Source organism: Enterococcus sp. 2G9_DIV0600 (genome assembly GCF_002140615.1).
GTDB classification, from domain to species: Bacteria; Bacillota; Bacilli; order Lactobacillales; family Enterococcaceae; genus Enterococcus_D; species Enterococcus_D innesii.
In genome coordinates this window covers 460,958-476,289 of record NZ_NGLL01000002.1, presented here as the reverse complement: position 1 = coordinate 476,289, position 15,332 = coordinate 460,958, and the positions used below count along the sequence as shown (strand labels likewise).

The following is a 15,332-nucleotide window of genomic DNA, read 5'->3' as shown; positions in this document are numbered from 1 at the left end:
AGACTCTTTTCAGTATTCAAGTAAACAAAAAAAAGAGTTGATCAGCATGTCTCCTTTTGAAGACACCGATCAAACTCAATCACTCATATTCAAATCTAGCATTGCTTAGATTATTACCTTGTGACTAGTAAACTATCGCTCATCTATTGCGTATATTTTTTTAAGAAAGACACGATGTTTTTTAGTACAGCCTCACAGAAGAAAAGACTGCCGCCGTGATCCGCATTATCTATAGCATAAAATTCAGCTGTTACTTCATACGATTGACAGTGAGCAAATAATTCGACACTTTGTTCAAATGGCACCACTGTATCAAGATTGCCATGCATGATTAGTAAGGGGGCTAATTGTTTATTTTTCTTCAGGTAATAAGGTACAGATGCTTTTTCAGCTTCTTCTTTATGATCTTTTGGTATTTTCCCACCCAGTAATTGACTCTCGGGACTTTCAATATGAGTATGGTCTACGGAAGAAGGGTAATCAGCAATCGTCGTTAAATCTGAAACTCCATATAAATCGATACATCCTCTAATTGGTGGTAAGGGAGTTGTCGAAGAGTCTAACAAAGGTTGATTCCAAGTTGCCCAACACAATAAAGCAGTGTGTCCCCCGCTGGAATCACCTGATAAAAACAAGTTCGTTGTATCTATAGAGTATTCTTCAGCTTTTGTCATTAAAAAACGAATTGCTTGCTTACAATCTTCCACTTGCTTTGGGAAAATCCCCTCAGGAATCGGAGTATACTCGATAATAGCCACAATATAGCCATTTGTTACCACTTCTTTTAAATCTAGCAAATGATTATTTAGATTTTGCTTCATCCATGCAGATCCTTGGATATGAAAAACAAGGGGATATTTCTTCTTTTTGTTTTGCTGTTCGGGAAACATCATGCGGATACGTCTTTTTTTACCATCTTGGGTTTGATAATAGCTGTCTTGTGCTTCGATTTTGCCTCGAATATTTTTAGGATCTCCAGGGATTATTACCATTCCGTCGATCTTTGCTCGAGACTTATTCACCATACTGTTATTCTTGGAACTCATTTCTTCCTCCATCATTTCGACTTTAACTAATATTGTTTCAAAAATAGCGCTTTCTCGCGCTCTTGTCAATCTCTTTTATTTTCTAAACTCACAAATTTTTCCTTAAACAGATTGAAAAAATTGTTACTAGAAAGCCTACATACAGTTTCTATAACTTTCATATTTATTTCCCGCAATGAAAGAGCGACTTTCGCCCCTCCTCAATCGCTTCTTAGCTCTGCAGCATCAAGGAAAACGAAAAAAGCTGGTTGATCCTACAAAGGATCAATCAGCTTTTCGTTATTTCTTCAAATGGTAACTGTACGTACTTACAATGATGTTCTCACGCCAAGAGAGTCTGAAACGCAAGCGCAGGCTTGTTTGGTTGTGCAAAATATTTTGCCAGCGACGTCTTGGGACAAACTGTGGGATGATGACGGTCGTTGTGTAATTGTGTTTGGCTGCATTGCGGCTGACTAGATCCACATAACGCAAGATGGGGTTTTCAATCGAACGATACGAAGAATGAACGACGGAGAAACGCACGTCTGGGAATTTTTGCTTAAATTCTTGTTCGATCTCTTTTTCTTTCTTCACATCTTCATCCAACGAGACGTGCATCGCCACGACATAATCACCAATCGATTGGGCATAGTTCAATGCGCCGATATTTACTCGGGTAACATTTCCGACGAGAACGATCACGGTATTTCCTTCATAGACATGCAGTGCTTCTTGTTTTTCCAATCGCAGCTGTTCTGCGACTTTTTTATAATGATCATGGATCTTGTAAAAGATATACAAGAGGATCGGCATGATAATGAAGAATGGCCAAATATCGCCTAAGCGATACACGAACAAGATGGCAATGATCGCAAAAGAAATCAAAGCCCCAATGATGTTGGCGATCGATTTAAAGAACCAGCCTTTGCCTTCTTTTTTCCATTTGACGACCATTCCGCTTTGGGATAGTGCAAAAGGAATGAATACCCCGATAGAATACAACGGAATCAAACGCTCGGTCGATCCTTGGAAGATAAACAATAGGACGATGGAACCAGCAGCTAAGGTGATGATCCCGTTTGAGTAGCCGAGACGATCCCCACGGTCTTGATACATGTGTGGCATATATTTGTCTTTGGCTAAGTTATACGCCAACACGGGGAAGGCTGAAAATCCGGTATTTGCGGCAACTGCTAAAATCAGCGCTGTGGCAAATTGCAAAACGTAGTACATAAACCCATGACCAAAAACAGCAGAGCCGATTTGAGATAGGACGGTCACTTCTGCTTCTGGTACGATACCGTACCAATAGTTGATAAAAGTGATACCGACGAAGAAGAACCCTAAGATCGCAGCCATGATCGTCAAGGTCCCAGCTGCATTTTTCGCCCGTGGTTTTTTGAAAAACGGCACAGCGTTACTGATCGCTTCGACCCCTGTCAAAGAAGAGGAACCTGATGAGAAAGCCCGTAAAATCAAGGCCACGGATACCCCAGGTACAACCGCTCCCGGTAGTGCGGTTGCATTTAACGGTTGCGCACCAGTTACGATGTTGTACAAGCCGACCACGATCAAGACTGTGATCACTGCGATAAAGGTGTAGACAGGAATCATTAAGAAGCTAGCTGATTCTCGCAGCCCTCGCAGATTCATCATCATGATCAAGAGTACGATCACGACAGAAATGGCCACTTGATGGCCGAACAACGCTGGCACAGCAGAAGTGATGGCTTCCGCCCCTGCTGAGACGGATACTGCTACTGTCAGCATATAATCGATCAATAGAGAGCCGCCGGCAATCAGGCCCGCATTTTTCCCTAAATTTTCACTACTTACTACATATGCCCCACCGCCGTGAGGGTAAGCATGAATGATCTGGCGGTAAGACAAGGTCAATGAAATCAAAAGAATAATAACAAAAGCAGCGATCGGCAATGAATACCAGATAGCAGCAGCGGAAAGTGCCACTAATACGACAACGATCTGCTCTGTCCCATAAGCAATCGAAGACAAAGCATCAGAAGATAGCAACGCAAGGGCCGCCGTCCGGCTCAGTTTTTGTTCATCATTCTCTGCGGATTTCAATGGACGTCCGACCAACAAACGTTTCAAATACTCCACTTTTTCTACACTCCTTTTCATGAAAAAATCCTTCGTTAAACTTGTAACGATATCCTCACAAATATTGAATTATCAAGACTGTATGCTACTCTTGTAACCGCGAAAAGTCAATGAAAATCAGATGAAAAAACGACCCTTTTTCCCTCTTTTGATTATTAGAAATTTCACGTGATGGCACAAAAGCAGAAAGAACAAATGCTCTTTCTGCTTTAAGATTTTAGTGGAAGAAATGACTTTCTTTGGAAATGTCACTTAGTTTCTTCGTAGAGTTGACTAGATAAGGATACGCGTACGTACCGACGATCCCAAAGACTAGGAACAAAATCGTTAAAATGATCAACTGCGGGATAGCATTTGGCCAATAGATCCCACCGGCTGATTCTCTTAACAGATTGACCGCATGGGTAAATGGCAGTAGCGGATTAATGAATTGGAAGAACTTCCCAGAGACTTGGATTGGGTAGTTTCCTCCCCCACCTGAAATGGAGAGAACCAAAATAATGATGGCGATCCCTTTCCCGAGGTTGCCGAACAGTCCCGCCAGTACGTAGACGATCATCATAAAGGCGAGTCCGACGAGTAATGCGAAGAAGACACTGTACACAGGGTTGTGGACATCGACGCCTAATAAAAACATATTTCCTAGGGTCACGATCAAACTTTGGGCGACTGCCATCGTCAAGAACGTCAGCATTCGTGCCACAAAGGTTTCACGTTGGGTAAAGCGTTTTTTGTCTTTCTTCTCTAAATGATACTCCGTTGTAGCGACACTTGACAACAATAATGCCCCTACCCACAAACACAATGCGGTATAAAATGGTGTGCTAGCTGAACCATTGTTGGCGATTGGGTAGATTTCATTGCTTTTTAATTCCACTGGTTGTTTGAAGAAGTCGGCTTCATCCGTGGCATCAAGTTTCAATAATTTGATGACTTCCCCGAGATCGACTTCATTTTCGCCTGCTCGGATCGCATCAGCGGCTTTGTGGATGCCTGCTTTGATACTTGGCCAATCGTTATTGATTAAATCAACGGCCGCATCCAAGGCTTTTTCAACTTCTGGCAGTTTTTCATCCACCATCGCCATCGTAGAACTGATTTCTGATTTGATGGTTGGCCAATCGTTTTGCAAGAAGTCTACGGCCAACCCTAATTTTTCTTCTACAACTGGCAATTCGTTGTTGTAAAGGTCGGCTCCTTTGTTGATGGCATTGACGATCTCATCCATGTGACCATTCAGCATCGTATTGGCATCGTGCAATTCTTGCTTGATGGCAGGCAATTCTTTTTGGTATTTTTCCAAAATCGTCACGGCATTGCTGACCACTGATTTGGTGGAAGACAGCAACGAGTCAAAATCGATCTCTTGGGCTTTTTTCAAGACATCTTCGGCGGTGGTGATGGTTTTGATTAGTTCAGTTAGAATGTTGTTGATGGTTGCAGTGATTGAATCAACATTGATGCTGTTCATAAGATCAGCAATGTTTTGAGCAGCTGCGGTAACTTGATCGAGATACGCTGTAATTTCATCAACAGACCCATTTTGAACAAGGTTATTCAATTGCGATAAGCGGTCAGATAAAACTCCTAGCGATGTTTTAGCATTGCTTAGTTGCGTAATGATACCTTCTAAATCGGCGTTACTACCGGAATTCTGAATATTGGTTAAAAAGGCAATCAAGGAATCCAAGGCTGCTTGTTGTTGCTGGATGTTCTTTTGAAAGTCAGTGATCGTTGCACTGATCGCTTGACGCTCTTCATCCGTTAGTTCATTGTCAGCGAGTGCTTGACGAATCGTACTTGTCAGCCCAGCAGTGGTGGTTGCCACTTGACTGATCGACTGAATCGTCACCTTCACACTGCTAGAAATACTTGGCAGGGCATCTTGCAACTGTTGCGCCCCATCTTTGGTCGCTGTGGCGAAGCTGGCGGCTTGGTCGCCTAGTTGTTCGATCTGTGGTAACGCTGCTTGAACTTGTTCGATGACTTGCAGTCCTTGTTTGGCGGTATCGATGCCGTCCGTCATGGTGCTGGCAATGTCATCAAAATCATCATCGATCATCTTCAATTGTTTGCCGGCATTTTGGATCTCTGGGATCTTTTCTTGCAAGGTCAAAATGATGCTGGCTTCTTTCTTCAATGTCGGCAGCTTATCGTTTAGGCCAATCAGCTTTTCCCCCATGGCATCCACTTGCGGGATATAATCGGTAAATTCTTCGGCTTTTGCGATCTTTTCTTTGATTTCTGGAAACTTATCGTGCAAGGTGACGATCTCTTTCGTATAACCGTCGATCGTAGCCAAATTGTCATCGGTATCTAAGATCATGGATTTGACTTTGTTGATGCTGACTAAGTTGGAATCAATGTCATAGCCGATTTCATTGAAGACTTTTATTAACGTGGAACTGGCAGTCTCAATAAAGTTTTGTGAGATTTCTTCTTGAAGACTGCTGGCTCCTTTTTCGGTGATTTTTGGTGCGATGGCATTGATTTTTTGGTTACTGTAATACTCGATCGTCGGTTTTTCAATTGTCCCGCTGGTAAAGCTGATCAGATCATCTGAAAAATCAGCTGGCAGATAAATACCGGCGTAATATTTTCCTGATTTGACCCCTTCTACCAAGTCCTCTTTTGAATCCACGAAACGCCAGCCTAACTGTTTGTTATCATGGAGGGTGTCGATGACTTCATCACCGATATCGATATGCTTGCTTTGAAATTCTGCCCCTTTATCCGCACTATACACGGCGATTGGCAATTCACTGGTGTTGCCATATGGATCCCAAAGTGCTTTGATATTGAACCACGCATAAAGCGAGGGCAAGATCATTAAGGCAATGATCAAAAATGCAGAGATTGGATTGCTGAAAATTCGTTTCCAGTCCAGTTTATATAAATAGAAAACATTCTTTAGTTTATTCATTTTTTTCTTCCCCCACTAGTTCTTCGTCGAAGGATAATTTACCATGTTTTTCCCCCGCCGCCAACGGCTACGATCGACCAAGAAAAGTCCTTTTGACAAATGGACGTTTTTGTCAAAATGAAACCCCTTTACTTTTTGTTTTTTTTCGCTTATTGTTAAACTTTCTTTAACTTTACCATGATGGCGAAAAACAAACCACTCATATCCTTTGAACTGTTTTTTTACCGGTCTTTTCTTCACAAAAAAAGCTTCCTTTTTCTGCAACGAAAAGGAAGCTTTTTTAGGTGTTATTTCAGTTGATCCTTTGCCAATAAATCATACACATATTTCAGTGAGGTGGCTTCGCCATATAACTGAAGTCCGGCCTTCTCTTCTGGGGAGTAGACTTGATCAAAACTTTGATCGGGAATCAACACGACATCGATCTCCGCACGTGTCGCAGCTGTTGCTCCCACAAGAGAATCTTCCATGACTAATGCTTTTTCTGCTGCGACTTGCGCTTTTTCTAAAGTCAGCAAGTAAGGTGCTGGATCAGGTTTATGGGCGGAGACATCATCGCCAAAGGTCTGATAGTCAAAGGCCTGCAACAAATCGAAATGCGCCAACAATTCAGAGGCTCTTTTTTTCATCGTCGAGGTGGCTAGTGCCGTTTGGAAGCCTTTCTCCCGAGCCAATGCGATGGTTTCTTTCGCATAGGGTTTGGTTTTGAAGGTGCCATCGGTTATTTGCTGGGCAATATAGACTTCCCGTTCTGCTCGTAATTCCTGCACCCGCTGCTGACCACCTACGAGGTCGGCTAGTTTACTAGCCGTCTGTTGCCAACTTTGACCACGCCAACCAAAAATATCAGCGGCTGTAATCGGAAGCTGATACTTTTTAAATAGAGCCAACCACCCATCAAAATAGACTCTTTCAGTATCGACTAACAATCCATCAAAATCAAAAATCAAAAGTTCTTTCATAAACGCTCCTTCGTTTTGCTAAGATTTTTTCCTCACTCACTGGGGATCAAGACATCTCCCGACTTTTATCAGCAGCTACTTGCACTGCTTTGATGACAGCCGCACGAAAGCCATTTTCCTCTAATGTTTTGACTGCTTGGATCGTTGTGCCTCCAGGCGAGCTGACACGATCCTTTAAAACACCTGGGTGTTCCTTCGTCTCTAGTACCATCTTCGCTGCGCCTAATACCGCTTGAGCAGCAAATTCATACGCCATCGGTCGCGGCATTCCTTCTGCCACTGCTCCATCTGCCAAAGCTTCAATGAACAAATACGTGTAGGCTGGTGAAGAACCACTGACACCAATGACTGCATCGATCATGCTTTCTGGTACTTGCTCGGCTTTCCCAAGGCTTTCAAAAAGCTGTTTGACTTCGTTGGCTTCGGCTTCCGTTACTTGGCCGTTGGGGCTGATAGAAGACATGCCTTCGCCAACAAGTGCGGGGGTATTTGGCATGACCCGCACGATTTTGTGCGCACCGATGATTTCTTCCATTTGCGCGATCGTCACACCCGCGGCAATGGATACTAGTAAATGTTCCTCAGTCAATCCTGCTTTTAAATCAGCAAGCAAGCGGGGAAAGACAAAAGGTTTGACTGCTAAGACGAGGATCTCCCCTTTTTCGGTGACATCTGCTAGATTAGTTGTCCCAGTGATCCCAGTTTCTTTTTCTAATTGTGCCAAAGTCGGCTCGTAGCGATGGTTATAAACCAAGATCTCTGCTGGTTCATACAGCTTTGCTGCAATCAAGCCGTTGATGATGGCTTTTGCCATGTTACCGGCTCCTAAAAAGGCGATTTTTCTCATGTATTTTCACGCTCCACTTCTGATTTTGGTACCACTTTTTGCTAAAAAAGCCTAATCAATGACTAGGCTTCAAACTCGATCATATACGGATGCAAGGCGGTGTTATAGATCCCTTCTGTATATTCTACCACTTCTCCTTGTAGATCATACGAATAACGGGTTCGTTTCAAGGCAGCGACTTCCGGTGTGATCATAAACTTCTGCTGCTCTTCGGTCAATGTCGTCGCCACAAACGCATCTTGAAAGCGATCGATGATCATTCGATGTTCATCCAATAGGCGATACAATGATTTTTCTTCAAAGACCTCAATGGAGGTTCCCTTTAGTTGCTTTGGCAAATGGTACTCATAGTAAATAAAGGGTTGGTGGTCAAAATAGTACATGCGACGTAAACGCATGACTTCTTTGCCCATCAAAGAATACGCAGGGTGTTCCGGCGCAAGTTCGACTAATTCATAGCTGAGGTTTTTCTTTGTGTATTCCTTGCCGGTCTTTTCAAGCAATTGGCTAAACGTCGTGCCTTTTGACAGCTTGTTGTAGGGGCGATTGCTTAAAACCGTCGTCCCACGTCCGCTGCGTTTTTCCACATACTCATCTGCCGCTAACAATTCGATGGCTTTGCGGACAGTGATCTTGCTGACATTGAAGGTAGCTTCCAATTCTGTTTCCGTCGGTAAAAATGAACCAATCGGGTAGCGACCCGACATGATGTCTTCTTTGAGCTTATCGGCAACATCACGGTAAAGAATGTGTTTGCGTTTCATTGCTATCTCGCCTTTCTCTCATTGGATTGGTCTTGTTCTCCTTATTCATCAAAGGTAGGAATGTCTTCTGGTTGCGGCTCGATCAAGACTTTCCGCGGCTTGCTGCCTTCAGAAGGTCCTACGACGCCTTGATCTTCTAATTCATCCACTAACCGAGCTGCTCGGTTATAGCCGATACGAAAACGTCGCTGCAAGAGAGAAACGCTGGCGGTCTGCATTTCCACCACAAGAGCTTTGGCATCTTCGAATAGCTCATCTTGCGGTTGTCCGCTGCTGCCAGCACTCGTTTCTTCCTCAGTGACCATCATTTTTTCTTCATAATTGGCTTCTTGCTGATCTGTCACGAATTCAACCACTCGTTCGACTTCTTGGTCGGAAATAAAGGCCCCTTGGACCCGAATCGGTTTGTTCTCACCCATCGGCAAATACAGCATGTCGCCGCGTCCCAGCAGTTTTTCGGCTCCGTTCCCATCAATGATGGTCCGCGAATCGACACCGCTGGAAACAGCAAACGCCATCCGTGATGGAACATTGGCTTTGATGATCCCTGTAATGACATCCACACTTGGTCGTTGCGTTGCCAGGATCATATGGATACCCGCTGCCCGTGCCATTTGCGCCAAACGAATGATGGCATCTTCGACTTCGTTGCTGGCAACCATCATCAAGTCAGCTAACTCATCGACGATCACCACAATGAATGGCAAGATTGGACGATTTTCGCCATCTTCTAAATTCTTATTGATCACTAAATCGTTGTAGCCAGTAATATTTCGGACCCCAGTTGCCGCAAATTTTTCGTAGCGTTCTTCCATTTCCTTGACCACTTTTTGCAACGCTTGCGCCGCTTTGCGGGGATTGGTCACAACGGGTGTCAAGAGATGGGGAATCCCATTGTAAACATTTAATTCAACCATTTTCGGGTCGATCATCATCAATTTGACTTCATGGGGTTTTGCCCGCATCAAAATACTGGTGATGATGCCGTTGATGGCTACGGACTTCCCGCTCCCAGTCGATCCGGCAATCAAGAGATGGGGCATTTTCGTTAAGTCTGCCGTTTGGACACGACCAGAAATGTCGCGTCCTAAAGGGACTTCTAATAGTTTATCTGGATGATCTGGTTGGGCTTCGATCACTTCTCGGAATGAAACCATGCTGACTGCGCTGTTTGGAACTTCGATCCCAATCAATGATTTCCCTGGGATTGGCGCTTCCATCCGGACATCTTTGGCGGCCAAGGCTAAGGCGATATCATCGGTCAACCCGACGATTTTGCTGACTTTGACCCCTACTGCTGGTTGAACTTCGAATTTGGTTACTGCTGGTCCTAAGCTGGCTTTGACGACTTTTGCGTCAACACCGAAGCTTTGGAAGGTAGTTTCTAACACACCGATATTTTGTTCGATCTTTTTGTACTCGCTGCTTTGATCCGTTGAAGGGATCGAATCGAGTAATTGCGCTGAAGGCAATTCATAATCACGATTTTCAGCTTCTTCCGAAATCTCAAATTCCAATACTTCACCATCGTCATCGAGGATCTCCCCGTCTTCATTGACCTTTTTGCTTGGTCCCGGTTTGTTTCCCGCTGGATGTGGTGCTTGAGCGGCCTCTGGTCCCGCCGCTTGCGGCAGTTCCTGGAAGTGATCGATGGGTACAAAGCTTAGCTGCTCTGGTTCAAAATCAGCTGGCGCTTGCATCTGCTGTTCTTTTGCTGATTTTTCGTCTTCTGTCATTGGTCGGACTTGATTTTTTTCTTTGATCTCCGCCATGACTGCTGCTCGCTCGGCTTCTTTTTTGGCTTCTTTCGCCGCTTGTTTCTCTGCTGCTCGTTCCGCTTTGCGGGCTTCTCGTTCGGCTTGCTTTTCTGGAGAGCCTTCTAACAACCGCTGCAGCTTGTCACCAGCTACTTGCAGGTGCTCCACTAACTCGTGGCTGCTCATTTGGCTGAACAAGAACGCCCCGATCAGCATGAGTAAAACAGCGATGATGTAGCTGCCGATCTGGGAAACAAGAAAATAGGTCGCCCCATAAAGCATGGCGCCAATCATTCCGCCCCCGACATTTTGGGTCACTTGGCTGCGCCGGATATCGCCTAACAGCGTCATCCATGTCGTTTGGAAGATATTGGCTTGTTCTCCCACCACATTACTAAAGATTTGCGCATGGAGGATGATCAGTAAACCAAAATACACCAATACACAGCCAATCACTCGCCGAATACTCTTAAATCGAGCATCGGTCGTTTTGATCGCTAACCAGACACCATAAGCGGCTAGGGCAACACTCAAAAATTGGTACGTGTTTCCGCCAACGATCCGAAACCCGTTGGCAATCAAGGTTCCTAAAAAACCTAAATGGAAAAAGCCAAATATCGAAAACAAGACAAAGAGCAGGCCGACGCCGACCAGCATTAATTTCTCTTGCTGTTTTTGTTGTTTTTTTGTTTTGCGTTTCTTTGCGCGTTTTTTTTGCGCCATTTCTATCCCTCTTTTCATCTTTCCCTATTATAACGAAAAAAGAAGGCGAACAAAAGTTTTCCTGTGAGAAATTTTGGTTAGGTGCTAGAATTTACGCGAAAATTTCTTAAATGATGAAAAAAACACCAGCTGCTAAGCAGCCAGTGCCTCTTGTTGACTTGTTTTTAGTTTGGTGTGACGTCTTCGCCAAACCACTTTTCAGAGATTTCAGCAAAGGTACCATTGTCTTGCAATTCTTTCAAACCATCATTGATTTTATCTGCCATGGCTTGATCGTCTTTCCGCACACCTACAGCAAAATCTTCTGCTTCAAAAGGGCTTTCGATTTCGTTGAAGTCAGCGGTTTTGCCTGTTTGAGTCAAATAATATTCTGCGTAGACGCGGTCGATCAAAAGACCGTCGATCCGACCGTTTTCTAGATCGATAAAGGCTTCATTAAAGCTGGCATACAAGGTTGCGTCATTGCCGTCTACGAGATCCTTCAAAACTTCCGGTTGGTTATTGAAGGTCTCATAACCAGAAGAACCTTCTTGGGCACCTAAGACTTTGCCCTCCATATCATCAAAGCTAGTAATGCCGCTTGATTTCGCTGTGACTAAGACTTGTTTGTTTTCCATATAAGTATCTGTAAACAATACTTTTTCTTCACGAGCTGCGGTCTTGGTATACCCGTTCCAGATCATATCGATGGTGCCATTGCTTAGTTCGGTTTCTTTCATGGACCAATCGATTGGTTGAAATTTGACTTTGGTTCCTGTTAGATCCAAAATAGCTGTGGCTAAATCCACATCAAACCCAACGATGTTGCCTTGGTCGTCTTTAAAGCCCATCGGTACGAAGGTATCGTCTAGGCCGACGATCACTTCTTCTTTGTCAGCGGCACTGGTTGTGGTGTCATTGCTGCTGCCGCACGCCCCTAATAAAAATACACTTGCTGCTGCGATTCCCGTCAATAGTAATTTTTTCATTTTGTTCTCCCCCTTATTCTCCTGCTACTTTTAATAATTGATCGCCGATATTTTCGGCAAAAACCAAATCATGGGTCACCACGATCTGGGTCACTCCTTCTTTTTTCAGATCCAAGATCAGCTGTTCGACTTGCTGTCTCAAGCCTGGATCTAAGGCGCTGGTAGGCTCGTCATAGGCCAACACTTTGGGATTCATCGCCATCGCTCGTGCGATAGCCACCCGTTGCCGCTGCCCCCCGGACAATTGGAAGGGGTATTGGGCTAGTAGGTCACTTAACCCTAGTTTTTCTGCCAACTGTTCGGCTTTTGCTGTATACGCGGCCTTGTCTTGTTTTAGCACCATTTTTGGTGCCAAAGTGATGTTTTCAAAAACCGATAAGTGGGGAAACAATTGGAAGTCTTGGAAGACGACACCGACGACTTGTTCTTGTTCCTTTGTGTCGGTGGGATCAAAGGCTTTGCCATCCAGTAAAAAGCTTCCAGAATCGATCGTTTCTAACCCTGCTAGTGTCCGAAGCAAGGTGGTTTTCCCGCCACCGGAAGGACCGACCACCGCTAAGATACTGCCGTCTTCGATCGTCAAGTCTAGCTGATCGATGACTTTTTTAGCGCCAAATGATTTTGATACTTGTTTTAGTTCTAACATACGTGGTTCCTCCTAACGGTAATAGTCCAGTTTGGTCTCGATTTGTTTTAACAATAACGTAAAGACGCCTGTCATCACCAAGTAGATCAAGCCGACCCCAACTAACGGAAGTAAGGTACTGTCTCGCTCCATGGCGATTTTCCCGATTCGCATCACGTCTGACAATCCTAAGATGTAAACGAGGGATGTGTCTTTGACAAGATTGATGACTTCATTGCCGACAGATGGCAGGGTGATCTTGACGACTTGTGGGATGATGATTTTTTGGATCGTTTGGATTGGGGACAAACGCAAGACTTTCGCGGCTTCGTACTGTCCGGCTGGAATCGATTGGATCCCCCCACGGAAAATCTCAGCAAAATAAGCAGCGTAATTGATAATAAAGGCGATCAAGGCTGCTTCAAAGCGGTCAAAGACGATCCCTAAGATCGGCAGACCGTAGAATACGAAGATCAACTGTAGCAATAAAGGCGTTCCTCGCATCAACCAAACGTAGACTTGCACGATCAATTTCAAAATACGCAGGCGACTGGCTAAAACAAAGGCCAACAAGATGCCTAAGGGAATGGACCCGATTAAGGTCAGTGCGAACAATTTAACGGTGATTCCAGTTCCTGAAATCAGTTGGGGCATAACATTGACTAAATACTCAAACATGGTGACTTCCTCCTTGATAGGTTTCAATTTCGATTAGCAGCGATACAGCTTAGCGACGGCTTCTCCGACGCTTATGTGGCGCTGCACGTTGGCTGGTGAGGGCAACTGGCAAATTTCATTTTTCTAAAAAAGAAAAACAAAAAAAGCGCACACTGGCATTTGCCAGAGGACGCTAGATACGTGGTTCCACCTCAATTTGCCTTTCCTTCACAGGAAAAGGCCTCGTGCAGTCTTTGTGATCCTTCCACTTTCGGTTTTCGGTGAGCCGCAAAAAAGAGAAAAAAAACGTCCCCTAGCCATTACAGCTAAAGGACGTTATCAACGCGGTTCCACCTTTGTTTATCAGTGCTTCACAGCAACTGAACTCAGAAAGTCATCAATCAATGACTGCTGCTGTAACGGGCAAACCCGGTCTCTCCTACTTTTCTTTCGGAAAAACGACTCCAAGATGTGTTTCACAACCATGCGTTATCTCTTTGCACCAACCAGAGACTCTCTTCAAACAGCAAGCCTTGCTACTCTTCTTTTCGATGTCTGTTTCATTAAGTTGTGTCTTACTTTACTCGCTCTTAAAGAAAATGTCAAACATTTTTTCTGAAATTTTCGAAACTTTGTCGCATGCACCGATTTCGAGGAGAAGATTCAGGGAAAAGAAGACGCAACTGCTTAACCGAAGTACGCTTCAGCTAAGGCTTGTCCTTGCTTGATTTTTGCCCACTGCTGTTCGGTCGAAAGCTCATTGCCGCAGTCACAAGAGGCAAAGCCGCATTGATGAGAAAGATAAAGCCGCTCCTTAGGAATGATTTGGCTGGCTTTGTCTAATAAAGCGATCACTCGCTCTTCATCGTCTAATGTGGCGGTTTTGCTGGATAATAAGCCTAAGACAACTTCCACTTCTGGACGATCTTTCAGCGCTTCTAAAGCCGAGATATCACCGGCACGGTCATCGTCCCACTCTAGGAAAAAGCGGTCATAATGCTGATCACGCAAGAATTTTTCGGCGATCGCTTTGTAAGTACCGCTGGCTGCCGCGCGGCTTTGGTAATTGCCGCGACAATTGTGGGTCCAGACTTTTAATCCTAATTCGTGGGCGTAATCAGCGACTTCGTTGTTGATCGCCACGAATTCATCTGCTAACGCTTCTAAGCCGTCATTGCCTTGGGTGAAGAAGCTCTTGTCATTGTCTTCGGCGAATAATTCCCATAAACAATCATCGAACTGAACGATCTCACCACCTGCTTCTCGGTATTCCTGCAAGAATTCTTTGTAGGCGTTAAGCAGCCCTTCCCGCAAGGCTTCTTTCGTTGGATACACCTGACCTTCACCAACGAGGTCGTTAAAGACAGTCAGCTCGGTAAAGGCGTGGGCAGCCCCCCAGACGGTGATTTTGACTGGCAGGTCGCCAGCTTGGCGTTTGGTTTCTTTAAACAACGTCAAGTAATGATGGTTTTTGCCAGATAATGGTTCTGTGATTCGGATGCCGATGTCTTTACGTGTCTCAAAATGTCCACCGTCCAAATCTTCAAAGGCATACCCATGATCGGAGATATAGCGCTCAACGCCTTTTAATCCCCAGAGAAAATCCAGGTGCCACATTGAGCGGCCGTGTTCGCCGTCTGTGATGACTGTGATGCCGTGTTCTTTTTGCGCTGCAATGATGTCAGCGATCGCTTTTGCTTCCGTTTCTTGGTAGCCAGGAAACGCATCATAAAACGGGTAGCGGATATCCTCCCGATGCTCGATTTGATTTTTGTAGTCCAATAAATCTTGTGGTCGTAACAATGACCCCACAAGCTGAAATTTGTCTGTTGCCATATCCATTCCTCCTATACAAAGTTTTCAAAATTGTTAGATTTATTCTAGCAAACATCTTATACTATAGATAATACTTATAAACTTATATATTCCATAGGCAATACCTATAACATAAAAAGGA

At 44.4% G+C, this 15,332-nt stretch carries 12 protein-coding genes and 1 other annotated feature; all 12 genes read right to left on the bottom strand.

The annotated features are described in order from the left end of the window. Positions 1–143 precede the first annotated feature (143 nt). On the bottom strand, positions 144–1,046 hold the full coding sequence (locus A5870_RS15825) for an alpha/beta hydrolase (protein WP_170924062.1): 903 nt from the start codon (positions 1,044–1,046) through the stop codon (positions 144–146). Between the two features lie 279 nt (positions 1,047–1,325). Beyond that, entirely contained in the window at positions 1,326–3,149 is a 1,824-nt protein-coding gene (locus A5870_RS15820; protein WP_086293904.1) for an APC family permease, read from the bottom strand. A 217-nt stretch (positions 3,150–3,366) separates the two neighbouring features. Next, positions 3,367–6,072 (bottom strand): YhgE/Pip domain-containing protein, encoded by a 2,706-nt coding sequence (locus tag A5870_RS15815; protein ID WP_086293903.1) that lies wholly within the window; start codon positions 6,070–6,072, stop codon positions 3,367–3,369. A gap of 15 nt (positions 6,073–6,087) precedes the next feature. Then, on the bottom strand, positions 6,088–6,312 hold the full coding sequence (locus A5870_RS15810; RefSeq protein WP_223347157.1) for a hypothetical protein: 225 nt from the start codon (positions 6,310–6,312) through the stop codon (positions 6,088–6,090). A 47-nt stretch (positions 6,313–6,359) separates the two neighbouring features. Continuing rightward, positions 6,360–7,034 carry an HAD family hydrolase gene (locus tag A5870_RS15805; RefSeq protein ID WP_086293902.1) on the bottom strand — a complete coding sequence of 225 codons (675 nt, stop codon included), beginning with the start codon at positions 7,032–7,034 and terminating at the stop codon, positions 6,360–6,362. Between the two features lie 46 nt (positions 7,035–7,080). Continuing rightward, positions 7,081–7,881, bottom strand: a complete 801-nt coding sequence (proC, locus tag A5870_RS15800; RefSeq protein ID WP_086293901.1) for a pyrroline-5-carboxylate reductase — start codon at positions 7,879–7,881, stop codon at positions 7,081–7,083. Between the two features lie 62 nt (positions 7,882–7,943). Continuing rightward, positions 7,944–8,645 (bottom strand): GntR family transcriptional regulator, encoded by a 702-nt coding sequence (locus A5870_RS15795; protein ID WP_005232219.1) that lies wholly within the window; start codon positions 8,643–8,645, stop codon positions 7,944–7,946. 41 nt (positions 8,646–8,686) lie between these two features. Then, the gene (locus A5870_RS15790) at positions 8,687–11,125 is read right to left on the bottom strand and encodes an FtsK/SpoIIIE family DNA translocase (protein WP_086293900.1); all 2,439 of its coding nucleotides are present in this window, start codon (positions 11,123–11,125) and stop codon (positions 8,687–8,689) included. A gap of 164 nt (positions 11,126–11,289) precedes the next feature. Then, a complete protein-coding gene (locus A5870_RS15785; protein ID WP_086293899.1) occupies positions 11,290–12,093 on the bottom strand; it encodes an amino acid ABC transporter substrate-binding protein in 804 nt (267 codons plus the stop codon). A gap of 13 nt (positions 12,094–12,106) precedes the next feature. Beyond that, entirely contained in the window at positions 12,107–12,739 is a 633-nt protein-coding gene (locus A5870_RS15780) for an amino acid ABC transporter ATP-binding protein (protein WP_005227272.1), read from the bottom strand. 12 nt (positions 12,740–12,751) lie between these two features. Next, positions 12,752–13,396: an amino acid ABC transporter permease gene (locus A5870_RS15775; protein WP_010748717.1), complete on the bottom strand. Its 645-nt coding sequence runs from the start codon at positions 13,394–13,396 to the stop codon at positions 12,752–12,754. Positions 13,397–13,701: 305 nt separating this feature from the next. Then, positions 13,702–13,936 (bottom strand) — a binding site (T-box leader). A 126-nt stretch (positions 13,937–14,062) separates the two neighbouring features. Next, entirely contained in the window at positions 14,063–15,217 is a 1,155-nt protein-coding gene (locus A5870_RS15765) for a cobalamin-independent methionine synthase II family protein (RefSeq protein ID WP_005227269.1), read from the bottom strand. Between the last annotated feature and the right edge of the window lie 115 nt (positions 15,218–15,332).